Here is a 23,917-nt window from a genome sequence, read left to right on the forward strand (position 1 = left end):
ATGATGAATTGGTTCAAAAACGGTTGTGGATGATCAATAAACACTGGCTAAATCTTACTTTGTTCCATTATCTTCCAGGAGCGCCRGCGACAAATAATCCTATTGAAAGYTAYTATTCAAAAAGTCTAAAAACGGATAACAAGAAGCAGTTCAGRACTGATAAAGGAATTGAGAATCAGATTAAACTTACTCAAATGAGAAGATTAAATTTGCTCAAGAAACCACAAAAGTCATTTCTGGAATTGTTCAGATTATTTACTCCATTTAAGCTTTAGTAAAAGATATTTTTGAGAGMTGAGTTAAGGATTAAGTAGCGAAGCGTATCGATTTTAGTCAAAAAATTCAGTGAAAAATTTAAGGAGTAAAATAATTCTTTGGCATTCTTGCCAAAGAAATCGTTTCTCAAGGATTATTACAGTTTGTTTGAGCAGTTAGCAGAGAAAAGTGAAGTTTTAAGGACGGAAAAAATGAGAAATCACTAAATTATGAAACTGAGTCGTAACATGCCCAGATAAATGGAAGTCCTTTTAACTTACCTTTTTTGTTTATGTGTTCCATCATTACTACAATAAATGGTGACGGCACCAGCAATCCAAAATCCTTTTTTGTTTATATGCTCCATCATTACCTTAGGACAGGAATATTGTCTGTTCTTTGGTTCTTCGAAGCCGTGAAAAACTAACCATTGAATTACCATCAAAGACCCAAATGTGACTTGATCACAGATGCAAAATTGCCTTTCAGGCAATTCTACTGTCTAATATGATTCAGCCATCAAGAGTTTTCCCAAAGAGGCACAGAGAATTCAGGCCATATGTTCGGCTCAGATTAACTCTTGTTAGGGAAAGAACAGATATAAAAAATGAAGCTCATGAAATTTTACCTTTTTAAAAAGATTAAATCTGAAGAATGTGCTGACAGACATTTTGGGAAAAAACGGTAGAGAAATTCTGTCAGGAATAGCTTCAGGTAAGAGTGTTGATCAGATTATAGAAAGCCTTTCTCTAAAGAGGAATGGAAAGTTAGAACTCTTTTGAACTTAGTCTCTGTAATAATCAAACAGCAACATTTCTCCTGAATGTGCATCAATCCATACTGAAGCAGGATAGGTAGCGTCCTTTGCAAAACTTGAATCCATGAATCGGATCCACCATGCCAGATGAATTTTATCTTCATCGTCCTCTTTCCAGACAAGGTTCGACGAAATAACTTTTACAGTATTTGCTTTTTCTTCTCCTATAGACGGTTCGTTACTCATGTATTCTTTGAGAATCTCAACTGCTTTTTCATCCGTAACGCCTGGTTCCGTATCAATGAGTGCTATCTCTTCTTCAGACATAGACCATCTTTTGCGATAGCTTGAAACTTCGCCTGTTTCTGCGTTGATTCCTACCTGTATTCCATCAGAAAGAGAAGGTATTCCTCTGATAATTCTTGCGTAGCTAATTTTGTAAGTTCCAGGGAGATCGTCAGCAGCAGGTTCTACGTAGTTTACATGTTCAAACTCAATATCATTAATTTTATCCGCTGAAACCCTGGATTCGATACATTCTTCTGCTATTTTCAGAGCATCGTCTTTGCTTATACTGTCTTTGCCCTGTACATTCTTTGATCCATCGTATACAAAAAGTTGCTCTCCATTAGAGGCATCTATTCCTGCAAAGATGCTTTTTCCATTAGTTGTTTTTGAGCTTACTCGCCAGATTATCCCGAAATTTTCGTCATCAATCAGTTCTCCATGGACAGATTCATTGATTACTTCCGGATTTTCTGATATTAGCTTGTTTTTTGCATCCTCAAAACTAATATTTACGTCTGCAGTTGACGGATCAAGGTATTTTGTTTGCTTTGCATCTTCTTTCGTAAATATTATTCCTCCCTCTTCAGAAGCAAAAGCCACAAATATTGCACCTGCCAGTACCAAACTCAAGATACAAATTTGACTAAGTTTCATGATCTTCTCTCCCTTAAGGTCTTAAACACAAGTTTGAATTTCCTATAAATCTGTTATTGTCAACATCTGCTGCATTTCCAAACTCATCTTCTACTTCTCCTGCTGCATAGTTGGCTGCTTCAGAAACAGTGACATCGGTGAAAGTAGCCGCATCAAAGAATGCAGAATAGAAGCGGGCATTACGTAAGGTGTTGACATCGTCTTTATATCCAAAGTAGGTATCAAAACCGTTGTTAATAAACGCGTTTCCTAGATCTGTGTATTTTGCAGATTTACATGCACCTGCAAAAATGAATCCTCCGTCTCGTTCGTCCATCCAACTGTTCACGTCCAAACTATATAGACAGCTTTCATCTTTGAATATTAAATAAGATAAAAGAAGAGCTCCACCATGAGTATGGATTAAAACAACATTCTCATCAGTTGCATCATCAAGTGAATTGATACCGTTTATAAAAAACCTTGATCACTCGCAGCTCCGTAGGTATAATCTGCAATTATAGTTATATCAGGAATTAAAATAAGATCGTTTCTGACTTCATTACATCTTGCATTGATGTAATTAATTGAAGACGTTGAAAGATCTCCAAATTGGGTTCGGCTTCTATCTAACATAGCATCAGGATCCGCAGAAGCTGGCGCAGCAAACAAAAGTAGCAATATGCAAATATATATAATTTTAAATTCGTTCTTTTTCTGCTCATTTCTTATTTACCTCATTCGATTTACTCCAGAAGCAAGATTATACAAACTTTGAACACTATCAAAGTCAACTATATCTTTGCCTCTGTGCGTTCAGGAGTTCAAACCGATTTTTCAAGTTCATTTCAGACTGTTTGTTTTTTTATACACTGTTGTATAAGAATGGTACTTCTTTCAACATAAACTTTACTACAAAATTATTGAATCAATAGATAAATAATATTATAATTTAATTGGAAATTAACACAATAATTTAATATTATGACTCTTCGCTGTTTCGAGTGGATAACTTACATTTAGTTCCTAAATGTTGAAATAACATATACCAAATATGTGAACAGTTGCTGTTGAAAATCACATTCAAGTTTGATATTTTCCTATTTGGAAGGCTTTTCTTTTGCCTTCGGCTTTTCCAGCTTAGGCTTCAAGACCTCATGAACGTGATCTAGAGCTCCAGAGAAAAAAGCTTTAGAATCTGATCTATGAGAAACACTATACCCGATTATTTTGCTGACAATACCTTTTAAAAAATGTTTTGCTTGTGTTTTCTTATTGAGCATATCCTGAAACTCAAATTTGATTTTTGAATTTCGTATGTGGAACAATCAGCTGAATACCTAATCACTAAAATGATCCTGAAGACTCATAATGATTTAGAATCAAATAGGTTTTAGGACAAGGCTCGTTCTTTATTTCTTTTTTGGATAGAAGGATGATGAACAAGTCCAGTTCCGACAGTCCATAGCCCAGAACATAAACTCTTCTTCGGGACTCATGCTTTTTTAAGTATTTCCGGAGATGATCATAAGGTGCAACCTCTGTTGCTTCTTTGGGTCCCTGCAGGATCAATACCAGGACAAAAATCGGCGCCGAACAGTATGAATATTGAGAATTTCACACCCCGCTTCTCCACGTATTGAATGGCGGATTTGTGCATTAACCAATTGAGACAAAAAGAGGTTAAATGAAAATGAATTTTAAAATGAATTTTACCGTTTTTCTGGAATTCCCGGACGGATATATATTCGACATAATCCAGAAGATGATAATGCATAGAGTCAAGGATTTCTCAAGATCTTCAAGGGATTTATCGTTGCACTCCTCTTCGGGACTTATAACCGTAGAGGCGGAAGTTAATGAGTTCAGAGGCTACACAGACCAGCTGCTTGCTGCGTTCCAGTTTAAAGCCGTTGATATTGTCTTGCTGGCGGTCTTCATCAGTAAAACTGGTCCTGTATTCATAGTGGAGGTAGTCTTCACAGAATACAGAACTTTCAAAGGAGAATAGGACACTTCAAGGCTTTCTACTTGGTGTGGGTAAGGTATTCCATGTATGAGGTTTTGACTTCATCCTCAACTTTGTTGTGTTTGATCCAGTCCTGATCTTCAAAAATGTCCAAAACTTTGAATTATGTTCATTGGTCATTGGTTAAGGAATTTTCTTGCCTGAAAGCTATCGATTTATCATTAGAAACCGGCCTTAAATATATGACAAAAGAATATCAAATCTTAAAAATTGGGTAATATCAGATAAATTTAATGTCTTTGCCTGTGAATCAATAAGTGACTTCTGGTTTCCAATCTATGAATCATTGATCAATAATCTGCCTGTTATAGTTGGGAATTAAATAGATTTCTACCAGAAGCAATACAATTATCTGCAACCACACTTCTGGAAACGAACAAAATGTACTACGAAATAATCGAATCCCCAATCGGTCCCATTCTTCTGGCAGGGGACGAAAAAGGGCTGAAACATCTTAATTTCTTGAAAGGTAAGAAGAGGATAAAAATCCCTGCTGACTGGATAGAAAATAAAGAATTTTTCAGTGAAGCTGCCAGGCAGCTTGAAGCTTATTTTTCAGGGGGACTCGAATCCTTTGACCTTAAACTGGCTCCCGAGGGAACGGATTTTCAAAAATCCGTCTGGAAAGCTTTATGCGAAATCCCTTATGGAGAGACCCAGACTTATAAAGAAATAGCCGTATTAATCGGGAAACAAAAGGCTTATAGAGCTGTGGGGCTTGCAAATAATTGGAATCCAATTGCGATAATTATCCCCTGCCACAGGGTCATAGGCTCGGATGGAAAACTTACAGGTTATGCGAGTGGACTGGCTATAAAGGAATTTTTATTGAAACTTGAAGAAAACAATTTGAAATAAGAATAACACAAAGATTCGATCTAAATTCTCTGTAATTAGCAGGAGAAATTATTATGGAGCTTAAAAAAAAGATTGAAAGCATTATCAAAGAAGCCGTAGCAAGTCCAGGCACTGAGACTAGATATCGTGAACCTCTCGTAGGCTATGCTTCAGCAAGTGACCCAATTTTTGATGACATGAAGAAAATCATTGGTCCTCACCACCTGCTCCCTAAAGAGATTTTCCCCGAAGCAAAAACTGTTGTTTCCTTCTTCCTGCCGTTTGAAAAAGAACTTGTGAAACTTAACTGGCAGTCCCCTGATCCTGTAAAAGAATGGATTCAGTCCAAAAGTGAAACCGACTATCTTATAGAGAAAATCAACGAAAAACTAAAGGCTGAACTGGCAGAAGAGAATATACAGTCAGTTGTGCCCGGAACTATTTTCGATTATAAGAGTAATGGCTTCGACGTTGCCTGGTCTCATAAAAGTGCTGCTTATGCTGCGGGACTGGGCACTTTTGGAGTCAACCAGATGCTGATTACGAAAGCTGGGTGTGCAGGTCGTTTTGGAACTTTGCTGATTTCTGCCGAAATTCCTCCAACTCTGCGCCCGAACGAGGAGTTCTGCCGCTACAAAAAAGGAGAGAAATGTCTTGTCTGCGTGGACAGATGCCCGGCTGGAGCCCTCAGTGTAGGAGGGCTTGATAAAGAAAAATGTTACAGGCAGCTTCAGGAAAACGCCAGGGCTTTTCCCGAACTGAATCAGTTTGCGTGTGGAAAATGTGCAACCGGACCCTGTGCTCTCAGATCTCGTTGAACCATATAATATTTTGTACTTTTATCAGGATTGCACGATCTTATTATTTCAGTTCTGAGATGTACAGGGTTGAGTGCCGAATAGCGGCTCAGTTGCTTATATCGCCGTTATCGGAGTTGAAGTATTCTTCGAAAGATTCTGCGTCGTTACATTTATCCATAGATGAAGATCTCTATAAGGCACACTGATATTCTCTAACATTTCCTTTTTATCGTTATTATAGAGCAAAAACTGAAGGTTCATGTTTGTTCCCTCGAAGGGGGGAGTTATGGTTACTGCTTTTTCCCAGGTCTCATTGTCCCGAATGTAGATATTTTTCTGGTCATCCGGCAAAGGTAGAGACGTGTTCTCAAGCCTGACTTCCATTGTATAGTTTACGGGCTTCTGCTCATGGTTTATAACCGCAACTATTATTGTCCCATTATCCCCAAGTACATAGTCGGTAGGATAATTCTCAGCTGTTCCATCAGGCCCCAGAATGTAAAATTCGGTAAAAGGCTCCATTAAAGATTCCGCATCAAGAACATCAATTTCGGCAGAAAGCTCTTTAAAAGACTCCGCGATTTTCAGCATCTCTGCTTTTTCAAGAGACCCGATCAAATTTATTTCAACTCCACCAAGTTCCCACTGCAACATCTTCGTGTTTCCAAATTCATTGAGGTATTTTCCTTCCGTCCCATTGATGCTGATTTTTTCAGCGCCCTCCATGAAAGTGTTTTCTTCAGATTTATTTTCATAGACAGCTTCTATTACATTAAAATTTTCAGATCCTTTCTGGTAGCTAAGAATTACAGTTTCGGAACTTTGACCTTCAGCACCTGTTTCATCTTTCTCAGATATCATTGTCGAGTTAAGCATGTAGCCATCCGGTATATATTCCGGGACAAGAATCTTAAAGCTCGCCTGTTCTCTGGCTTCTTTAAGGCTCAGGTTGTCTGGGGTTTTGAGTTCCTCATCCAGATCCAGGGTTTCTACTTTTGCCCCTTCGGGAATCTCAAATTTGAATTCTGAATCCGGAATTCCGGTGTTTATTTTCAAGTCACGCATTTCCACTTCTATTATCAGGTTTCCTTCATTGTTGTAAATGCTGGACTTAAGTACCATCCATGTCTCTTTGTCAACCCAAATTTTCGTTCGAGAAATTAGTTCGGACTCGTTTTCTTCGGTTTTTGGCCTGGCTTCAAGGACATACGCGCTTCTTCCGTCCACAGCTTCAACTCCAAGCATGGAAACCTCACTTTCGTTCACTAAATTACCTATGATATTGACAAAATCTTTTTCCGTTAAGAGAGGTTCTTCGGGCAATTTTACCTTCGTAACCGTATTTGTTTTGGCATCATAACTCCATGCGAACTCTCCGTCCGAGACCGATTCGACATCTTTTCCGTCCTCCACAACAATCGTCTTCATCAGGTTAGGTTTCTTATATATTATCCGGGTTTCCTCTTCCAGATTTTTTTCCCCATTAAGGTATACTGTTGTGTACATTGTGCCAGAGTAATCTTCAAGGTTTGCTTCTTTTTCTTGCACTTGTTCTACAATCTCTTCTGCACTCAGTTTGTCCTCGCACCCAGATACAAGAATAACCAGGCTTATGAAAAATAGTATAAATTTTATTTTTATATGTTTCATTTTTCTCCCTACATTCCAAATATTAAAAATAATTTTAATATTAGTCTTTACTTTCTCACACATTTATATATTTTATCAGACTTGCATATTATAACGAAAAAAAACTGAGTGATATTTATGCCTTTAATTTCCCTGACTACCGATTTCGGAGACCTCTATCCCGCAGCCATGAAAGCCGTGATTTTGAGAATAAACCCAGCAGTACAGATTATCGATATAACCCATTCCATACAGCAGGCCGGAATCCGGGAAGGGGCTTTTGCGCTCTATTCCCTCGTTCGATATTTCCCACATGGAACGGTACATATTGGTGTTGTCGATCCCGGAGTTGGGACTTCCCGCCGTGCGCTTGCCATAAAAGCCGGTCCTGAAGGAGAAGAACAGTTTTTTGTCGGCCCTGATAACGGGCTACTGATACCTGCAGCTCGCTGCCTTGGTGAAATTAAAGTATATGAGATCACAAATCCTGAAATTATGCTTAAATCAGGAATTTCTGCAACTTTCCACGGCAGAGATATTTTTGCGCCTGCAGGAGCCTACCTTTCAAAAGGCACACCTATCGAGGCTGTCGGCCCTGAAATTTCGGATTTTGTTAGCCTTGATTTCGAAAATTTTGGAATTGACGGGTCCTTCCTTGTAGGCGAGGTTATTTTTGCAGACAACTTTGGAAATGTTATCACCAATATTCCTGAAGAAGTAGTTTTAAAATTCTCTAACTTTGGCTCACAGATAGAAATAAACAGCAGAAAAGTCTCTTTTGTTCAGACCTATGGTTTTGTAGGGCCGAAAAAGCCCCTTGCCCTTATAGGCAGTCATGGCTTCCTGGAAATTGCCGTAAACAAAGGAAATGCTTCGCTTCAGTTCGGACTTAAAAGCGGAGATCAGGTCGCAATAAAGATCGTATAAAGAATGGCTACATAGAGAATGGATACATAGAGAATGACTACACAGAGAATGACTACACAGAGAATGGCTGCATAGAGAACGACTGGATAAAGAGTGGCTGCATAGAGAACGACTGGATAAAGAGTGGCTGCATAAAGAATGGCTGCATAAAGCAGGCTGTAGTTCCAGATCATTTTAGATCAAAGCTCATCCCAAACCCAATTTTATCCACATATAAGTAAGAGTTTCAGAATTAGTTTTCAGGATCAGAAACTCTATTGATAATCCGGAATATGATATTCAGATAAGCAATTTTGAATTTTGGGGTCAGCTCTAATAAAGCTTAACTGCTTTTCTTTCTCAAAAGTCAACCAGACACTCGATTCAGCGGAATTTTTATATAACTATCCGGCACAGGCAGTCTGTTTAGAATGAAACTGACTACTTTGAAAACTTACAAACTTGAAGTTTTCTTTTTATTTGCTCTGGTTATTTTGAGCTTTTTTACCCTTTCAGGAAATGGAAATGCGGATAATTCCGCGGCAAGCTCTGGGGGAACTTTCTGGCTTCCCTCAACAGTAATGCAATCAGTAGCAGCATTGTATGCCGTGTTTATTGCTATATTCATACTCTCCCTGCAAAGCAACAGTGATAGTACTAACTCGATTGCCAACCGGATAAAACCACCCCTAAAGATTGTATCCTATACGGCAGCAGGGACAATCTATTTTAACGGACTGATACTGATTGTTTTTAGCTTTGGCTCTTTTTCCGAAGCTAAAATGAAAGTTTTGTTAGTCTCCTCCCTTATTTCAATGGTTCTATCCCTTATAGCCGTCGTTTACACTTCCATAAACTTGCTAAGCAACGTTTCTGGCTTAAAAACCTCATCTGAAAAACTAGCATATATCTCGGATCTTCTTAGAGGACAGGAAGGAAACCCCGTTAATCCACTAAAACAAAACGAAAAAGATACACAGTTCTGCATCAAAGCCCTGGACGACGAAAACCCGGAGGTCCGGGCAATCGCAGCCGAAGCTCTGGGACAGGCAAGAGGCCCTGAAGTAGAGAAGGCACTTCTTGAGCTCCTTGAAGACAAGAATTCCCGAGTAAGAATAACTGCAGCCAGAAACCTCGGCAGGATAGGAACCGAAAATGCAGCAGAACCGCTAATTAAACGGCTGGCTGTAGACAAAGAACCTGTATTCCGAGTGTGTGCTATAGAATCCCTTGGAAATCTGAAAGACAAACGGGCAATTGAACCTTTAATTAAAAACCTGGACGACAAAGTTCCCGAAGTCAGGCTAGTTGCAGCCCGTTCCCTGGGGATTCTCGGTGGTGACAAGGCTGAAGAAGCCCTTATCGCAAAACTGAATAAGAGCTCTCCGGAATTACAGAAGCAGATAATACTGTCTCTGGGAAACTCTGGCAGCAAAAAAACTGCGGGACTTGACAGTAAAAAAGCCGCAGGAGCTCTTATCCGCAAACTAAGAGATAAGGACCCCGAACTTCGAAAGTGTGCAGCCGAATCCCTTGGTAAACTGGAAAATCCAGAGTCAGTAGACCCACTTCTCGAATGCCTTGATGATACGAATCCTGAAGTAAGAAATGCTGCTGCATATTCTCTGGGAACTCTCAGAGCTGAAAAAGCAACAGACTCTCTTCTGGGAATGCTGACCGAAGAAGATTCCGAACTCAGAATCACTGCAGTCTATGCCCTTGGGAATATAGGCAGCCGAAGAGCAGTTGATGCACTTCTAAAAACTCTAGACGACAGCAACCCCTGGGTCAGGCGGTACGCCGCAGATGCCCTCGCAAAAATCGGAGATCAAAAAGCAACAGCCCCTCTTGTCAAAAACTTAAACGACCCTGACCCTGAAGTAAGGTGGGCTACGGCTGAAGCTTTAAGGTTGCTGGATAAGCAGAACTCAAGGTAAAAGAAAATCCATTAAAGAAAATCCATTATACCTTAGCTTCCCTGCCATGAATGCTGATGTACTTTTCCGGGTTATCCTGGAATCTCTTCATGCATTCAAACGAACAAAAATAATAAGTTCTTCCCTTGTAGTCACTTTTGTATGTAACGTCCCTCTCCGTAACATTCATATCGCACACAGGATCAAACCGTGTTCCACTCCCTTTCATTTTCATAATTTTTCCTCCACTGGTCCGGTTATATCATATCATTCTTTCAAAGCCGAGTACCGGCAGCTTTTCATCTTTCCCCACTGCGTTTCACAAGCTACTGAAAATAAACCCAAGTTACTGATTATTACTATAATATTTAGCAATTTTTATATAATTATTTTTGGTAGCGTTCCTTACACTCTTCCCGCTTCCAGAGACGTCTCATACTTTTCCTTTATATTTTGTGGAAATTTCAACAAATATTTATATTTCTTTCCAATAAACAATTAAAAAACTCTGTTATTCTCCATAATGTGGTATTTGAAAGCTCATCTCCCACGATATTTGTTTCATATTATGAAATTAAACTAAGTATGGAGCTAAATCCTTTTGTCAGGCGATAAATCAGAATCTTCGTTCGAGTGCTTAAATGATGTTTCGACGAAGGAAGATGTACTTGGATTCCGTCCTTACGTCGAAGCTATCGCAGAATTTCTTACCGCCGAGGGAACAAAGCCCCCTATTACTCTTTCTATTGAGGGGCAGTGGGGATGTGGTAAATCTTCTTTCATGCTGCAATTGAAAGAGGAGATCGACAAGAAAAATGAAGGAGAAGAAGATAAAAAGTATTTTACTGTGTGGTTTAATTCCTGGAAATATGACAAAGAAGATGAATTATGGGCCTCTTTTGCACTTAATTTCATTGATGAGTTATCGAAACAGCTTTCATGGAAGCGTCTACAGTCTTCAAGGATTAAATTGTTTTATCTGAGATATAAACTTCTACTGAAAAGTAATTTTCTAATTTTTGTTCATTTTTTCTGGAACATTCTTTCTTTCATACTTATTTTTTCATTTTTGTCTTTGCTTATTACTTATGTTTTGCATTCCTTAGGGATGCCGTTACCAGACTTTATTAATGACGAATTAATCAAGAATTTCTCTAATTTTGTTCTCATCTCAGCTCCTCTAGTAGGCCTTATGAAGTATTTTTCTACCGAAAAATGGTTTATGGATATATTTAGGGATCCTTTTGGCTTGAAAAAACTTGATTCAAATACGAATTATAAGGAACACCTCTCTTTCAGAGAACATTTTCATTCCGACTTCAATGAAATAATCAAGTCTTATGTTGGAGACTCAAAAGTCTTTGTTTTCATAGATGACCTTGACCGTTGTGAAATCTCAAAAGCAGCGGAACTCATGCAAGCAATTAACCTGATGATCTCTGATAACTCAAAAGTTTATTTTTCCTTAGCCATGGACAGAAAAGTTATCTCTGCGGGGCTTGCTGCAAAGAATGAAAGTATTCTAAAATATCTTGATGATAATGAATTACAGTACGGTTATGAGTTTATTGAAAAATTCATCCAGCTTCCGTTTAAAGTTCCCACTCCAAAAAGCTCTGATTTTTTGAAATTTTTAACGTCAGCCGATGAAATTGAAACTTCTTTAAGTCCATCTGAACCTATGGATAAATCAAGTATTTCTGAAGATTTTATCCCTTATGAATTTCCTGAAGAAAAAGTTAAGTCCTTGCAGAATGAATCCAAAAGACAAGAAACCGAATCAGATGAATCTAATAATGTTGAAAACGAGCCCGATAAGCAGGAAATCCAGAACAATAAGGATTGTGGGGAAGACTCTGAAACCTCAAAAATGATTTTGGAAATGGTTGCTCCTGCTTTGGATAATAACCCTCGTCGAATAAAGCAGTTTATTAATCAATTTCATTTTCAGCTAACTATAGGAAAAAGAACTGGTCTTTTCTCCTATAAGGAAGGAAAAGTTCCTGAAAATATATGGAACTGCAAAAAACTTGCCAAATTTGTGGCGATAAGCATCAAGTGGAACTCAATCATTTACGCTCTAAATTCAAATAGAACACTTTTTACCCAGTTGCAGGAATATGCTTTGAAGCAAGAAAATATAAAAGACCTAGAAAAGTGGGTATGGGATGAAAGATTAATTAACTTATTGAGATATGGCTGCGTAGAAGGAGAAAATATTTCTCAAAATGTAGCCGAATATACTCTTTCAAACCTTGAATTTAGTGAGCTGTTGCAGATTTCACCTGTACTTACATATACAGATGATAGTGTGTCCAATCTTTCATCTTTTACTATAGGTGAAATGGAATTCATTTTGATTTCTGAAGGCGAATTCATGATGGGGTCTTCCGAGGAAGAAGTGGGTAAATATAGTTCGGAAACTCCTCTCCATAAAGTAACAATCAAAAATCCTTTCTACCTTGGTAAATATCCTGTTACTCAGAAGCAATGGATTGCTGTTATGGGTTACAATGCTGCCAGGGCTTTCAAAGGTGAAAATCGTCCTGTTAATGGGGTTCCATGGAATGAAGTTCAGAAGTTTATCAAAAAACTCAATGAAATGGAAAACACTAATAAGTATCGTCTGCCTTCTGAAGCAGAATGGGAATATGCTTGTCGTGCTGGGACAACTACAAGTTATTACTTTGGTAATGACGAATCGAAACTCGAGGATTATGCATGGTATAAAAAAAATTCACGTGGCAAAACTCATCCAGTTGGCCAGAAAAAACCTAATCCATGGGGTTTGTATGATATGTATGGCAACGTTTATGAGTGGGTTCAGGATAGGTGGCATAATAACTACAAAGGGGCTCCTTCTGACGGTAGTGCTTGGGAAGATGGAAAAGGTTCTGTCCGCGTTTTCCGGGGTGGAGGATGGCATGCCCCAGCTGGAAGTTGCTGGTCGACCACCCGTAATGGGAACAAACAATACTTAGGCGACGAAGACGTTGGCTTCCGTCTTCTGAGGAAACTGTAATTACTTTTTACTTTACCACTTTACTACTTAAGTTACTATTTGAAGCACATTTGAATTCCATTGGGTGAAGCCCGAAGGCTCGAAGCGTGCGAAGCCGCCGAGCCTGAGGTGCTGAGCCTCAACATTTAAAAAAATAGTTTCTCTTACCCCTAGTTCAGCCCTCTTGAGCGAACGAAGTGAGTGAAAAGGGCACCGTCCTCCCGAGACGGCGACTCGGGAGTTACATCCACTCGTAATGCATCAGAACTTCAGGGTTAAAGCTCTGCATCAAACTGTTTTCCGTATATCCAAAAAAGAGGCAGCCACTGCAGTTTTCAACAATTTCCTTTCTGTGTTCTTCCGAGTTTTTCCAGACGCTCTCAAAACCGTCCCAGATCACGTTTCCAAGAGGCTCGTTATGCACACGGCAGGTTTCCAGAGTGCCGTCATGCGTCACATTTATAATAACCCCGCTGGCCCTGCATTTGTAGTCCATTTTTCCGTCCCTGACCATTTTGAGGTAGGTTTTGGAATTAATTATCGGGTAGCCCTGCTTCTTAAGCTCTATTATGTGGTCAACTGTACAGTGGAATTTTTCCTTATCGCGAATTCCGATATCGTTCCAGACCTCTTCACTGATTCCGGGAAACTCATGGACAGGCTCGAAGGAAACTTTCACTCCCAGCTTTTTTGCAAGCAAAATGAGAGTCTCGATATCATCCAGGTTTTTTCCTGTAAGCACGCAGTTCATCAGGATGGGATTCTTCTTTTTCTGAAGTTTTCTAACCTCAATAGCTTTTTTTAAGCCCTTCAGCAGAGTTTGGAAATCCATTCTGCGGATTTCTTTATAACTATCTACCCCATCCACTGAAACCGAAAGGTAATCTACATCTACCAGCTCTTCCGCTCTTTCATAGAGCAATTTTCCATTTGTAACCGTGGAAGTGATCATCCCGATTTCTTTGGCGTATGCCATAATCTGGGGCAGATCTTTTCTGAGGAGAGGTTCTACGGTCCAGGCGTTGTAGACACCGATCCCGAATTCTTTAGCATCGTCCAACAATTTAAAAATCTCTTCTCTAGGCGGCTCTTCTCCGGTTTTCTTCCAGTACTCACAGAACTTGCAGCGCATATTGCAGCAGGCATTTACACCGTGGGAGAGGACAAAAGGACGTTTTCTTACTCGGATCTGCCAGAGCGCTCTCGAAGCCAGAATAGGGTCAAATCGGGACATAGGTATCATTTGCCTAATAAAACAGAAGGATCATTATCTGTATTAGTAAAGAACATTTGCAATATAAATAGATTTATCCGGCTGCCTGTTTTTTGTTTTTAATTACAATGTCCCTTTCCTTAAAAGTTGAGCGATGTAATTTAATTTACTCTAAAAAGGTTTAGAAACTAATTTTCTGAAAAGAATTTTAAAAGAGTATTTAAAGAAGTCGTGCAGTAAAAACAAATTCGCAATGTAACCGCTTTCAAACTAACAAGTAAACTAAAAGTAAAAAAAGTGCTCGCCGAAGGGCGAGCTGTAGGTATTGAAGTTTTAGTTGAGTTTATCCGAAGAGGGCACCGAGGCCGGCCATTCCGTCTTCTTCAGAGTGGTCTTCTTCCTCTTCTTCCTCTTCCTCAGCAGGAGCTGCTTCTGCGGCAGGGGCGGCTGCGCCTGCAGGGGCGGCTGCGCCGGCTGCTGGAGCTGCGAATGCTGCCTTTGCAATTGCTTCTTCGATGTCTACGCCTTCAAGGGCTGCGACAAGGGCCTTTACCCTGGATTCATTAACTTCGATACCTGCTGCCTGGAGAACGGCAGTGATTGCGTCTTCGGTAATTGCTTTACCAGCGTTGTGCAATAAGAGAGCTGCATATATATATTCCATCGTTAATCACCTAAGTTTTAATTATCGTAAATAAATTTATCCGAAAAGGGAACCGAGACCAGCCATTCCATCTTCTTCGGAGTGGTCTTCTTCTTCCTCTTCTTCCTCTTCTTCCTTTACTTCTTCGATCTTCTCGGGTTCCCTGACTGCTGCGGCTGCTGCGCTTGCGGCCGCTCCGAGAACTTCCCTCAGTTGGTCATCCACAGCATTTGCATCTTTGTCTGCGGCTTCAGATGCAACAGATGTCATCTGGACATGAGCTTTTGCCAGTAAGGCGTCCATGACTCCGGAATCAAACACGACAGCGTTGACACCAAGGTTCTTTGACTCTGCAAAGGCTTTTGCCAGCAGGGTGCCGATTGTTGCGCTTGTCGGGTATGCAGTGTTGACAGCGAGGTTGAAAGCGCTCTGAGCTGCTCTGGTAATATCAGAGAAGTACTGGCTTTCATCAATTGCAAGGAGTTCCGGCTCGTAAATTGTCCCATCATCATAGGCGGCTCTTAAGTCCAGCCCTACAATGAGAGGGTATATCTCCAGCTTTGCAAGCATGGTTGCGAGCTTCTGTGGGACTGCCTCACCTGCTTTACAGACAACCTTAGTTTCCTTTACTGCAACTTTTCCTGCATCTATTGAAGCTGGAATTCCTGCACTCTGGAGTTCTCCCAGAATCGGGCCAGGTGGGAAACTGGTAGGCCCCTTCTGAACAATAATATCCGCAGGAGCTATTGCGCCTCCTTTAATCGGAGAAGGAGTTTTTGTCTGTTCTAGAACTTTGTAAAGCTTGAAGGGACTTTCGTTAGTAAATACCAGAGCAGTCTGCTTGTCAAGGTATTTATTCATCTCGGGAATGCTTTCCCCGAGCTGGTTTAAAGCCCGCTCAGTAAGGGTGTTCCTTGAGACCTTGAGCACTGCAACGTCTTTAAGGTCCCGGCGAATTTTCTGGATCTTGGTTGCAAGAATGCCTTCGATCCCAACCATCCCGAAGACCTTATGGGACTGAATGAGCTCTACTATATTCTCGATCTCATTCTTTTTCCACTCTGGGACGTGCTCCGTGTGATGCTTCTCCTCTGCCATTTACACCACCCTTTCGGATTTTCCCATAGTTGTCGTGACATAGACCGTTCTCAGGTTGTGCCTGCCTTTATCCAGGACACGCTCCAGCCTGGATACTATAGTCTCAATGTTTTCGGCAAGATCATCGGGACTCATGTTCCTTCGGCCGACAGGCACATGGAATGTGAGCTTGTCTTTTGACCTTAATCTAATTGCATTTTGCTTGCTCTGGATCAGTTCGCCTATATCTTTGTTAGGTAAAAGCGGAATAGGCATTTTCCCTCTGGGTCCAAGAACAATACCCAGGTTCTTACCAATTGTTGGCATAAACTGGGTTTCTGCGATAAAAAGGTCACATTCGTTCGCAAGAGTCCTGGCTTGATTTTTATCAGCCGCCAGTTCATCGAGCTCAACATCAGAAATAACATACGCAGCACCGGCAGCCTTTGCTCTGAGGCCCACATCACCTTTTGCAAAAACGCCGATCTTCAGTTCTTTTCCGAGCCCGTGAGGAAGAATTACTTCTTCATCGACTCTGTTCTTCGGTTGGTTCATGTCAAGATTCTTTAAGTTAATCGCCAGGTCTACGCTTTCAGAGAAATTGCGTTTTGGCGATTCTTCAAGTACTTTCTTGACAGCTTCCAGTATATTTTTTTCTGCCATCTTGTTCCTCCCCGTAGTGTTTGAACTTACATGTCCAAGCAGCCTTTTCGGCTTACTACGGTTGGTCTTAGGGCTTTTCCATTAATCCGGATATTCGGTTATTCTTAACAATAAACCACTAATAACTATCTTTTTTATATATTGCAATGATATGCAGGATTCTTGAGCTATTAGTGCTATCCAATTTAAAACTATTGGTGATGACGAAATTCCGGATTAAATAAGAAGGAATAGGAAGGTTTTACCACTCTTCACCGGCAAGCAAATCATCGAACTTGCCCTGATCGAGTGCCTTCTGGCTGTCTTTAGCCTTAACTCCCTCTACATTCACGCCCATAGGGACACAGGTACCCATTACCTCTTTCATTGTTGACTTGAGATCATAGGAAAGTACGTCTTCCTTCTTCATCCGGGCAATCTTTGCAACCTGCGAAATGCTGATGTCTCCAACAACTTCGCTTCCTGCATTTCCTGACCCTTTTTGAATCCCTAACTCTTTCATAATCAGGGATGCAGTGGGTGGAGTGCCTACTTCGATCTCGACATTTTTCTTGTCGTCAACAATTACTTTTACAGGAACCTGCATACCATTGTAGTCCCTGGTTTTTTCGTTGATCTTTTCGACCACTTCTTTTATGTTGACCCCGAGAGGACCAAGCGCCGGACCTAAAGGTGGTCCAGGATTTGCTTTTCCTCCGGGGACAAGTGCTTCAACAATACTTGTCATCTGAGTCTCACCGGTTTTAATACGTATAATGTTTGTAGATCCATTTAGATCCACTTTGAGTACTGGTGATTTTAATTAATAAGCTGGAATTTTAGGTATTTTTCCATCTTGCTGTGACTTCACTCATTCTCTTTTTTAAGTATTCTTACAGTATCGCCACGAATAGTGATGGGAATCGGAACCACAGCATCAAACAGCTCCACAGTAATTTCCTCATGCCCTTCGTCAACTCTTTTAACCCGGGCTTTCTCGCCTTTAAAGGGTCCTGAAGTAACCTCAATTATAGCCCCTTCCTTGATCCCTATTATGGTTGGTTTGGGTTTAAGGAAATGCTCAATTTCAGCAATTGAAGAGCTCCCTTTCACAAGAGCCCTTGCATGGGGAATAGTCTGGATTGCCAGTTCTACAATTCCGGGTTTAGGAGCCTCGACCAGGACATATCCTTTTAGCTCATCAGGAGCCAGAATTGCCCTTATATCCAGCTTCTCCTTTTTCGAAATCCTGGCAAGGGCTGTTGCAACCGATCTTTCTTGGTTTGCCGTAGTTTTGATTACAAATATCTGGGACTCCTCACTCATTTGGCCACCCACTGGGGCAACATTGTCAACAGTACGTATACTATAAATCCTATTGCTCCCACAGCCAGAATGCCAACACCTGCGACTTTGGCAATGGTCAAGAACTCTTCCCTGGACGGTTTTCTAGTAAGTTTCAGGACTCTCAGGTGTGCCCGGATTGCCTGACCAACGCTTTCTGCAGTTATCTTCGGTTCAAACGTGGATTCTACCATCAATTCACATCCAGGTTTTCTTTATTCTAGTTCTCTTTCTTTAATTTTTTGCCTAGAGTTCTTCCTATGGGTTTTCCATTCCCGAAATTCGCATTTCCTAGATCTGGAATTTCTGGATTTATATTAAGGAAGGAACGGGCGGTTTATATTATTAATTCCTATTATATGAAGATATCACTGGCACGACTTTTAAAACGTCAAAAGATTTCGGTGCTGAATTTGTATTTATTTCAAAGTTTTAATCGCGTCAGTAGAAATATTTATTTTTTGATGCCGAATCGTATCGGCACCATACGGCATTTACCATAAAAATAGTTTTCGATTGGTTTTTATTCCTATCCCTTATTTATATTTTAAAGAGAGGAAAACAGTATTTTTTTCCAACCGAAGATTTTAATCCCTTTTATCTCTGGTCTGATCACTCTACAAAATCAATTCCATATTTAAAGGTAATATCCTTGTCGTTTCCATGGCCATAAATCTGGGCGGATGTTACTCCTGTAACCACGATCATGGTACGTACGGTTTGTTCGAGGTCAGGGTCAACCTGTGCACCCCAGATCAGGCGGGCGTTTGCGTCTATCCGGCTATAAACTTCCTGAACCACAGATTCAGCTTCCGAAATTGTCATATCAGGACCTCCAACCACATTAACGAGAGCAGAGGTTGCACCTGAGATGTCCACGTCAAGAAGCGGACTCCGCAAAGCTTTCTGTACGGATTCGACAGCTTTGTTTTCTCCGTCGGACTCTCCAAGCCCTATCATTGCAACACCCCCGTTCTGCATAACAGTTCGGATATCTGCAAAATCGAGGTTTACGAGCCCGGGTTTTGTGATCAGTTCAGTGATACCCTTTACGGCTCTCATAAGAACTTCGTCTGATACTTTGAAGGCAGCCTGAAGCGGAAGCCTCGGAACTACTTCGATCAGCTTGTCATTGGGAACCACTATTACCGTGTCTGCGACATCTCTAAGGCGTTCAAGACCGGCTTCGGCATTGGTTCTGCGGACATGGCCTTCCACGCTGAAGGGCAGGGTGACGACTGCAATCGTAAGGGCTCCTGCATCTCTGGCAGCCTCAGCTACTATAGGTGCTGACCCTGTACCGGTTCCTCCTCCAAGCCCTGCGGTAATAAAGACCATGTCAGATCCTTCGACAACGCTGTTGATTTCGTCGATACTTTCGATTGCAGCATCTTCTCCGATCTGGGGGAGGCTCCCAGCCCCAAGTCCACGGGTTTTCTTTTTCCCGATAAGAATCTTTTTGCCGGAGCGTATATGAAGAAGGTGCTGAGCATCGGTGTTCAAGGCAACAAGGTCAGCTCCCTGTATTCCTTCGCCCATCATGCGCTGGATGCTGTTCGAGCCGCCGCCTCCGCATCCTACCACTTTGATAGTTGTTTTAAGGCTTCGAAGAATCTCTTCGAGTTCAGCATCAACATCTGAGTCTACCACGTTAGAGTAATCTAAATTTGAGTAATCTCTCTGCCCGGCACGTCCTTCCTGGGCAGATCGAGCAAGGGCTTCTTCCACAATGGATCTCATACTACTGTTTTCCTCCATCCTATGGGGTAGTTTTAATGAATGATGTTAAAGAATAAATGCATTTTTAGAGGGAACATGTGTATTTTAACCATCACATATACAGTTTCCAATTTAATAGTTTTCCTGTTCAAGTCTTTGAACTTATAATGTATTTGTTTAATTATTTAATTAAACTCTTCTACTCTCTTATTTAGCCTCAGGCTGTTCCCCACAGCTATTATGGTCCAGTTTTATTTGCTATAATTCTGAACCTTCTTTAATAATTCTGAACTTTCTTTAATAATACTGAATCTTCGTTAATTTCTTTGACCAAAATGTTTATTTTTTATTATTTTATTTTTCTGCACACTTCCCTGTATTTTTACCTTTCTCTTTTATGAAAAATAATTACGCTTTTCCTCTGGATTCTCCCAGGATAATACCTGTCGCAATCAGGTGGGCAACCCTCAAAGGTTCAGGAATATTGCTTCTTATTGAGGTAAGCCGGATAATCTTTTTAACAGTCTCCATGCCTATGCCTGCCCTCTGAATATAAATAGAACTCTTTTCACCGGAAATTCTTTCTATTTTTCCCGCCCGCTTTATTATAGTCCACCGTTCCTCCCCATCCTGGAAGTATTTGAGAGCGGATTTTATTTTCTCGAAATCCGGATAGGACCGCATAACCACAACTACAGGAATTCCGGTTTCCCTGTAAAGCGTCTGTATATCAACAACATTAAAGCCTCCATAAGTGATTCCATCGAGAATAACCGTTCTTATCTGGCCGTAATGTTTACTCTTCTTTATCATATTACAGAGAACTTCAGTAGCATCAAGCCCATCCTTTGTGATTTCGGAGCGAAGAACCCCGTCAATCCAATCTCCTCCTCGAAAAACAGCCCCGACTATCATCACTTTTTCAGTGAGGAGTGCAGAATCGTCTATACCTAAAATTCGAATTTCGGGCTTGATATGAAAATCTGAATTCACAGGTACTTCTTATGTCTGGATTACAAAAATAGTTTGTCGGTTTTCCTTCAGGTTTTCTAATCAAAGTCCTTTCCAGGAAAATTTTCAATTTTCCGGTAAAACCCCTATCTCTCAAGCTAAAGTAAAAATAGCCAGCCATAGAAATGAGCCCGTGGGGGGATTTCTATTCGGTTTACCGGAAACTTTTTTACACGAACATGGTTTCAGGAAGACTGGCAGGCATCATTTTCTGCGTATCTGCAGCCATAGAGACTTTATCCACTGCTTCGAGGAAATCTGTCATCTCAATCAGTTCTTTGTCTTTCCTGACCGCAAACATACCTGCTTCGGTGGCGATTGCCTTCAGATCCGCTCCACTCATTCCTTCGGTAGCTTTTGCAAGCCTCTTAAAGTCAATATCTCCTGCAAGAGTCATTTTCTCACAGTGGATTTCGAGAATCTTTCCTCTGGCCTCTACTCCGGGCATTGGGACATGGACAAGCCTGTCAAATCGACCTGGCCTGAGAATTGCCGGGTCAAGGACATCAGGACGGTTTGTTGCTGCAACAATCCTGATATTTTTTCTTTTATCAAAGCCATCCATCTCTGCCAGCAGTTGCATAAGCGTCCTCTGAACCTCGCGGTCTGCTCCCGTCGTTTCATTCAAACGCCTTGCAGCAATTGAGTCAAGCTCATCAATGAAAATAATACTTGGAGCCTTTTTCCGGGCCATTTCAAAGATTTCTCTTACGAGTTTGGAACCGTCCCCAATGTATTTTTGCACGAGTTCAGAGCCTACAACTCTGATAAAGGTTGCATTGGTTCTGTGAGCCACAGCTTTCGCAAGCAGGGTTTTGCCTGTTCCCGGAAGTCCATAAAGAAGAACTCCCTTAGGAGGATCGATACCTATCCGAGCAAAGCGTTCCGGCTCAATGAGAGGAAGTTCGACAGCTTCCTGAAGTTCCTGTATTTGCTCATCAAGACCGCCTATCTGGTCATAGTCCACTTCTACGCTTTCGAGGACTTCCATTGCAGCAACAAAAGGTTCTTCTGTAGATGGAATAACCTCGGCAATGGCAAGAGTATGCTGGTTCAGGGCAACCTTTGCCCCAGGCAGCAGTTTTTTCTCATCGATATACTGAGAGACATTAACCAGAAACTGAGGTCCGTTACTGCTTCGGACAATAATCCTATCGTTCTTAATTACATCAATAACCGTACCAATAATGAGCGGAGAGGTCTTCATCCGATCGAGTTCAGACTGCAGCTTTCGTATTTCTCGTTCGTACTTTATCTTTTGGTTTTCAAGATAACGTTTTTCGGATTCAATCTGGCTGCACTGCTCTTCCAGATAACTGTTTCGGCTTTCAAGTTGCCTCATTCGGTCCTGGACGCTTTCAGTTACTTCCCCCAGCTCTCCAGGATCGATTCCGTCATACACAGATCCGGGCTTACCAAGGTGACTGCGCATGCTTTCATCCTTACTTTTAGTACTTTCCGTCATGGAGCTCCGAATAATATTTAAGTTCATACCGTATATAGCGTTTTCGAAGTGATCAATATGCAGTGCGAAATATGTGGTGCAGAGATCCGCGGAAAGCCTATATGCATTACAATTGATAACAGCGAGCTCCAGGTCTGCCAAAAATGTGCTCCTTACGGTAAACCCGTTGATAAGCGAACTCCCGTGTCAAGAAAAGTCTCTCCGGTGGTTCGAACGGTAACACGAGCTGTAAATAGGCCAAAAAAGGATTTTTTCGATATATTGAAAGACGAACTCCTGGACAACTATGATCAGATTATCCGGGACGCCAGAGAAGCAAAAGGCTGGTCTCAGGAAGACCTGGCTGAAAATATCAAAGAAAAAGTATCTTTAATCAAAAAGATAGAACGCAGTGAAATCGTGCCAGAGGATTCCGTCCGAAAGAAACTCGAACACGCTCTTAACATCAAACTTACGGAACGTGTAGAGGGTTCAGGACAGGAAGTTTCTCACCTGAAGAAAGATATGACCCTTGGAGATATAGTGAAAATAAAAAGAAAGTAAATCTCAAAGCAGAGAAAGAGAAGTAAATCTCAAAGCAGAGTAAGACAAAGTATTTTAATTGCCGGCTCTGTTCCGGCAACAACACCTGGTTTCTGGCAGTTTTCTCCTTCCGGAAACGACAGAGTGTTTAATTTGAAGGCGTTTTTTACTTTTCTTCCCTCTGTTTTTACGTGCTTTATTACGGTTTCAGGTCTTTTTTGTTTTAAGCTTATTCTTTACTTTAAATCCAGTTTTTTAGTTGTTATTCTCTGAACCCCATGCTTCTTTCTTTACCTGCCTCTTCTTATTTGATTTCTATTTTCCAAAAAACCTTTAAATCTCAATTTCGATCTCATATACCTTTTCAGGATTTTCTTTATGAATAGCCCAGAACGGTTCTTCCCCATACTTTTCTATCAGCTTAATGGTTCTTCTTGGAACTGTTTTCGGGCCGAGTACTGCGCCTGGTCTGTCAGGGTCGTCAATATAATCGGTTTCCATCATGAACCGTGTACCTTCTTCAATCGCGTGTTCTATTGCTCCTTTGACCGAAATCACTCCTGGAAAAAGCCCAAGTTCCTCACATGTTTTTATCAGAGGTGGAGAATAGTGTTTGACAACTTTGTACATTTTAATTCCTGTTTTTCTCGCCCTCTCTGCTATGTCCTGAAGTTCAGGCTCTCCCACGCTTTCGGTATGAAGCTGGACCGCACAATCCTGTTCTTTTCCCAGGGAAAAAGCATACTCCATAACCTCGTTCGAAGCTGCCCATACTTCTGCAGGCACAGGGTAATGAGGGCGCCCTGACTTTATCCCTACGGCAAGCCCCTTTTCAACATATCCTGAGGCAAGTTCAAGCCCTTTCTTCATGATCTCTGTAGCTTTCTGCAGTTCCATATACTCGGTAAGCCTTGAGATTTCTGCCGGATGGACGCCCATTACAGGAAAAACTCCAACTCCCATCTCCCTGATTTTTGACGCTATTTTTATAGTTTCGTCAAAAACCTGAATGTAGTCTTCAGGTTTGTTGACTGTTATTCCAAGCGACCAGCTAGGTTTGGTGACCAGAATTATATGAGTTCCTCCAGAGTTCTTGAAATCCTTTACTGCTTCGAGCCCCCTGGATCTGAAGTCGATATGCATGTGATTATCGGTAATAGGTATTTTTGCAGGCATTTTCATCCCTCAAAGGTATGAAGTTCCGGATAAGTCCGGAATAGTATTTTCTGA

23 protein-coding genes and 3 pseudogenes are annotated in these 23,917 nt (G+C 41.0%); 10 read left to right on the forward strand and 16 right to left on the reverse strand.

All coding sequences use genetic code 11. The features are described from left to right. Window positions 1-275: pseudogene (locus FXW07_RS13670) on the forward strand (ISNCY family transposase); the annotation flags it as partial. 472 nt (window positions 276-747) lie between these two features. Next, window positions 748-1,004 (forward strand): annotated as a pseudogene (locus tag FXW07_RS13675) (IS110 family transposase); the annotation flags it as partial. A 35-nt stretch (window positions 1,005-1,039) separates the two neighbouring features. Here the strand turns inward: FXW07_RS13675 and FXW07_RS13680 are convergent. Beyond that, window positions 1,040-1,954 carry a YcdB/YcdC domain-containing protein gene (locus tag FXW07_RS13680; protein ID WP_229395927.1) on the reverse strand — a complete coding sequence of 305 codons (915 nt, stop codon included), beginning with the start codon at window positions 1,952-1,954 and terminating at the stop codon, window positions 1,040-1,042. 13 nt (window positions 1,955-1,967) lie between these two features. Beyond that, complete coding sequence (locus tag FXW07_RS13685) at window positions 1,968-2,270, reverse strand: hypothetical protein (RefSeq protein ID WP_229395928.1); 303 nt, start codon at window positions 2,268-2,270, stop codon at window positions 1,968-1,970. Between the two features lie 1,350 nt (window positions 2,271-3,620). On the opposite strand from FXW07_RS13685, the gene FXW07_RS13690 reads away from it, so the two are divergent. The 4 genes and pseudogenes from FXW07_RS13690 to FXW07_RS13705 all read left to right on the forward strand — a co-directional run bounded on the left by FXW07_RS13690 (window position 3,621) and on the right by FXW07_RS13705 (window position 5,617). Continuing rightward, window positions 3,621-3,944 (forward strand): hypothetical protein, encoded by a 324-nt coding sequence (locus FXW07_RS13690; protein WP_229395929.1) that lies wholly within the window; start codon window positions 3,621-3,623, stop codon window positions 3,942-3,944. 202 nt (window positions 3,945-4,146) lie between these two features. Then, window positions 4,147-4,281 (forward strand): annotated as a pseudogene (locus FXW07_RS13695) (IS110 family transposase); the annotation flags it as partial. Between the two features lie 62 nt (window positions 4,282-4,343). Then, the gene (locus tag FXW07_RS13700) at window positions 4,344-4,820 is read left to right on the forward strand and encodes a methylated-DNA--[protein]-cysteine S-methyltransferase (protein ID WP_229395930.1); all 477 of its coding nucleotides are present in this window, start codon (window positions 4,344-4,346) and stop codon (window positions 4,818-4,820) included. Between the two features lie 53 nt (window positions 4,821-4,873). Further along, window positions 4,874-5,617, forward strand: a complete 744-nt coding sequence (locus FXW07_RS13705) for an epoxyqueuosine reductase (protein ID WP_229395931.1) — start codon at window positions 4,874-4,876, stop codon at window positions 5,615-5,617. 96 nt (window positions 5,618-5,713) lie between these two features. Here FXW07_RS13705 and FXW07_RS13710 read toward each other — a convergent pair whose 3' ends face one another. Beyond that, window positions 5,714-7,249, reverse strand: a complete 1,536-nt coding sequence (locus FXW07_RS13710; RefSeq protein WP_229395932.1) for a DUF1616 domain-containing protein — start codon at window positions 7,247-7,249, stop codon at window positions 5,714-5,716. Window positions 7,250-7,366: 117 nt separating this feature from the next. Between FXW07_RS13710 and FXW07_RS13715 the strand changes: the two genes are divergently transcribed. Then, the gene (locus FXW07_RS13715) at window positions 7,367-8,155 is read left to right on the forward strand and encodes an S-adenosyl-l-methionine hydroxide adenosyltransferase family protein (protein ID WP_229395933.1); all 789 of its coding nucleotides are present in this window, start codon (window positions 7,367-7,369) and stop codon (window positions 8,153-8,155) included. On the opposite strand, the gene FXW07_RS13720 is transcribed toward FXW07_RS13715, so the two are convergent. Then, on the reverse strand, window positions 8,131-8,328 hold the full coding sequence (locus FXW07_RS13720; protein WP_229395934.1) for a hypothetical protein: 198 nt from the start codon (window positions 8,326-8,328) through the stop codon (window positions 8,131-8,133). The two genes, FXW07_RS13715 and FXW07_RS13720, sit on opposite strands and share 25 nt — an antisense overlap. Before the next feature lie 237 nt (window positions 8,329-8,565). On the opposite strand from FXW07_RS13720, the gene FXW07_RS13725 reads away from it, so the two are divergent. Beyond that, window positions 8,566-10,071, forward strand: coding sequence for a HEAT repeat domain-containing protein (locus FXW07_RS13725; protein WP_229395935.1), 1,506 nt, complete (start codon window positions 8,566-8,568; stop codon window positions 10,069-10,071). Window positions 10,072-10,096: 25 nt separating this feature from the next. Here the strand turns inward: FXW07_RS13725 and FXW07_RS13730 are convergent, their stop codons facing one another. Then, on the reverse strand, window positions 10,097-10,285 hold the full coding sequence (locus tag FXW07_RS13730; RefSeq protein ID WP_082091179.1) for a YHS domain-containing protein: 189 nt from the start codon (window positions 10,283-10,285) through the stop codon (window positions 10,097-10,099). A 366-nt stretch (window positions 10,286-10,651) separates the two neighbouring features. Here FXW07_RS13730 and FXW07_RS19550 point away from each other — a divergent pair, with 366 nt between their 5' ends. Beyond that, a complete protein-coding gene (locus FXW07_RS19550) occupies window positions 10,652-13,072 on the forward strand; it encodes an SUMF1/EgtB/PvdO family nonheme iron enzyme (protein ID WP_346655663.1) in 2,421 nt (806 codons plus the stop codon). Between the two features lie 220 nt (window positions 13,073-13,292). Here FXW07_RS19550 and FXW07_RS13745 read toward each other — a convergent pair whose 3' ends face one another. From FXW07_RS13745 to FXW07_RS13790, 10 genes are all read right to left on the reverse strand, one after another. After that, window positions 13,293-14,285: a radical SAM protein gene (locus tag FXW07_RS13745; protein ID WP_229396010.1), complete on the reverse strand. Its 993-nt coding sequence runs from the start codon at window positions 14,283-14,285 to the stop codon at window positions 13,293-13,295. A gap of 322 nt (window positions 14,286-14,607) precedes the next feature. Next, a complete protein-coding gene (gene rpl12p, locus FXW07_RS13750; protein ID WP_048122860.1) occupies window positions 14,608-14,928 on the reverse strand; it encodes a 50S ribosomal protein P1 in 321 nt (106 codons plus the stop codon). A gap of 36 nt (window positions 14,929-14,964) precedes the next feature. Further along, complete coding sequence (locus tag FXW07_RS13755) at window positions 14,965-16,005, reverse strand: 50S ribosomal protein L10 (RefSeq protein ID WP_048157838.1); 1,041 nt, start codon at window positions 16,003-16,005, stop codon at window positions 14,965-14,967. Beyond that, complete coding sequence (locus FXW07_RS13760) at window positions 16,006-16,647, reverse strand: 50S ribosomal protein L1 (RefSeq protein WP_048122863.1); 642 nt, start codon at window positions 16,645-16,647, stop codon at window positions 16,006-16,008. Between the two features lie 241 nt (window positions 16,648-16,888). Beyond that, a complete protein-coding gene (locus FXW07_RS13765) occupies window positions 16,889-17,374 on the reverse strand; it encodes a 50S ribosomal protein L11 (RefSeq protein ID WP_048122866.1) in 486 nt (161 codons plus the stop codon). A gap of 119 nt (window positions 17,375-17,493) precedes the next feature. Continuing rightward, window positions 17,494-17,952: a transcription elongation factor Spt5 gene (locus tag FXW07_RS13770; protein WP_048122868.1), complete on the reverse strand. Its 459-nt coding sequence runs from the start codon at window positions 17,950-17,952 to the stop codon at window positions 17,494-17,496. Further along, window positions 17,949-18,164: a protein translocase SEC61 complex subunit gamma gene (locus tag FXW07_RS13775; protein WP_048122871.1), complete on the reverse strand. Its 216-nt coding sequence runs from the start codon at window positions 18,162-18,164 to the stop codon at window positions 17,949-17,951. The genes FXW07_RS13770 and FXW07_RS13775 overlap by 4 nt, the downstream gene beginning before the upstream one ends. A 418-nt stretch (window positions 18,165-18,582) precedes the next feature. Next, window positions 18,583-19,710 (reverse strand): cell division protein FtsZ, encoded by a 1,128-nt coding sequence (gene ftsZ, locus FXW07_RS13780; RefSeq protein ID WP_048122873.1) that lies wholly within the window; start codon window positions 19,708-19,710, stop codon window positions 18,583-18,585. A gap of 387 nt (window positions 19,711-20,097) precedes the next feature. Beyond that, on the reverse strand, window positions 20,098-20,682 hold the full coding sequence (locus tag FXW07_RS13785) for a DUF99 family protein (protein ID WP_229395936.1): 585 nt from the start codon (window positions 20,680-20,682) through the stop codon (window positions 20,098-20,100). Window positions 20,683-20,869: 187 nt separating this feature from the next. Then, window positions 20,870-22,165, reverse strand: coding sequence for a proteasome-activating nucleotidase (locus tag FXW07_RS13790; RefSeq protein ID WP_276573351.1), 1,296 nt, complete (start codon window positions 22,163-22,165; stop codon window positions 20,870-20,872). A gap of 57 nt (window positions 22,166-22,222) precedes the next feature. Here FXW07_RS13790 and FXW07_RS13795 point away from each other — a divergent pair, with 57 nt between their 5' ends. Continuing rightward, on the forward strand, window positions 22,223-22,708 hold the full coding sequence (locus FXW07_RS13795) for a multiprotein bridging factor aMBF1 (RefSeq protein ID WP_229395937.1): 486 nt from the start codon (window positions 22,223-22,225) through the stop codon (window positions 22,706-22,708). Window positions 22,709-23,020: 312 nt separating this feature from the next. Here FXW07_RS13795 and FXW07_RS13800 read toward each other — a convergent pair whose 3' ends face one another. Then, on the reverse strand, window positions 23,021-23,863 hold the full coding sequence (locus FXW07_RS13800; RefSeq protein ID WP_229395938.1) for a TatD family hydrolase: 843 nt from the start codon (window positions 23,861-23,863) through the stop codon (window positions 23,021-23,023). Window positions 23,864-23,917 lie beyond the last annotated feature (54 nt).

The organism is Methanosarcina sp. DH1 (assembly GCF_020804205.1).
GTDB classification, from domain to species: Archaea; Halobacteriota; Methanosarcinia; order Methanosarcinales; family Methanosarcinaceae; genus Methanosarcina; species Methanosarcina vacuolata.

What these genes read in the sequence shown, in the direction of transcription:
- FXW07_RS13755 (WP_048157838.1), bottom strand. Translation starts at nt 16,005, where the DNA reads ATGGCAGAGGAGAAGCATCACACGGAGCACGTCCCAGAGTGGAAAAAG.
- ftsZ (WP_048122873.1), bottom strand. Translation starts at nt 19,710, where the DNA reads ATGAGATCCATTGTGGAAGAAGCCCTTGCTCGATCTGCCCAGGAAGGA.
- FXW07_RS13690 (WP_229395929.1), top strand. Translation starts at nt 3,621, where the DNA reads ATGAAAATGAATTTTAAAATGAATTTTACCGTTTTTCTGGAATTCCCG.
- FXW07_RS13795 (WP_229395937.1), top strand. Translation starts at nt 22,223, where the DNA reads ATGCAGTGCGAAATATGTGGTGCAGAGATCCGCGGAAAGCCTATATGC.
- FXW07_RS13725 (WP_229395935.1), top strand. Translation starts at nt 8,566, where the DNA reads ATGAAACTGACTACTTTGAAAACTTACAAACTTGAAGTTTTCTTTTTA.
- FXW07_RS13685 (WP_229395928.1), bottom strand. Translation starts at nt 2,270, where the DNA reads ATGGACGAACGAGACGGAGGATTCATTTTTGCAGGTGCATGTAAATCT.
- FXW07_RS13790 (WP_276573351.1), bottom strand. Translation starts at nt 22,165, where the DNA reads ATGACGGAAAGTACTAAAAGTAAGGATGAAAGCATGCGCAGTCACCTT.
- rpl12p (WP_048122860.1), bottom strand. Translation starts at nt 14,928, where the DNA reads ATGGAATATATATATGCAGCTCTCTTATTGCACAACGCTGGTAAAGCA.
- FXW07_RS13710 (WP_229395932.1), bottom strand. Translation starts at nt 7,249, where the DNA reads ATGAAACATATAAAAATAAAATTTATACTATTTTTCATAAGCCTGGTT.
- FXW07_RS13720 (WP_229395934.1), bottom strand. Translation starts at nt 8,328, where the DNA reads ATGATCTGGAACTACAGCCTGCTTTATGCAGCCATTCTTTATGCAGCC.
- FXW07_RS13775 (WP_048122871.1), bottom strand. Translation starts at nt 18,164, where the DNA reads ATGGTAGAATCCACGTTTGAACCGAAGATAACTGCAGAAAGCGTTGGT.
- FXW07_RS13760 (WP_048122863.1), bottom strand. Translation starts at nt 16,647, where the DNA reads ATGGCAGAAAAAAATATACTGGAAGCTGTCAAGAAAGTACTTGAAGAA.
- FXW07_RS13730 (WP_082091179.1), bottom strand. Translation starts at nt 10,285, where the DNA reads ATGAAAATGAAAGGGAGTGGAACACGGTTTGATCCTGTGTGCGATATG.
- FXW07_RS13705 (WP_229395931.1), top strand. Translation starts at nt 4,874, where the DNA reads ATGGAGCTTAAAAAAAAGATTGAAAGCATTATCAAAGAAGCCGTAGCA.
- FXW07_RS13800 (WP_229395938.1), bottom strand. Translation starts at nt 23,863, where the DNA reads ATGCCTGCAAAAATACCTATTACCGATAATCACATGCATATCGACTTC.
- FXW07_RS13700 (WP_229395930.1), top strand. Translation starts at nt 4,344, where the DNA reads ATGTACTACGAAATAATCGAATCCCCAATCGGTCCCATTCTTCTGGCA.
- FXW07_RS13715 (WP_229395933.1), top strand. Translation starts at nt 7,367, where the DNA reads ATGCCTTTAATTTCCCTGACTACCGATTTCGGAGACCTCTATCCCGCA.
- FXW07_RS13680 (WP_229395927.1), bottom strand. Translation starts at nt 1,954, where the DNA reads ATGAAACTTAGTCAAATTTGTATCTTGAGTTTGGTACTGGCAGGTGCA.
- FXW07_RS13765 (WP_048122866.1), bottom strand. Translation starts at nt 17,374, where the DNA reads ATGACAAGTATTGTTGAAGCACTTGTCCCCGGAGGAAAAGCAAATCCT.
- FXW07_RS13770 (WP_048122868.1), bottom strand. Translation starts at nt 17,952, where the DNA reads ATGAGTGAGGAGTCCCAGATATTTGTAATCAAAACTACGGCAAACCAA.
- FXW07_RS13745 (WP_229396010.1), bottom strand. Translation starts at nt 14,285, where the DNA reads ATGTCCCGATTTGACCCTATTCTGGCTTCGAGAGCGCTCTGGCAGATC.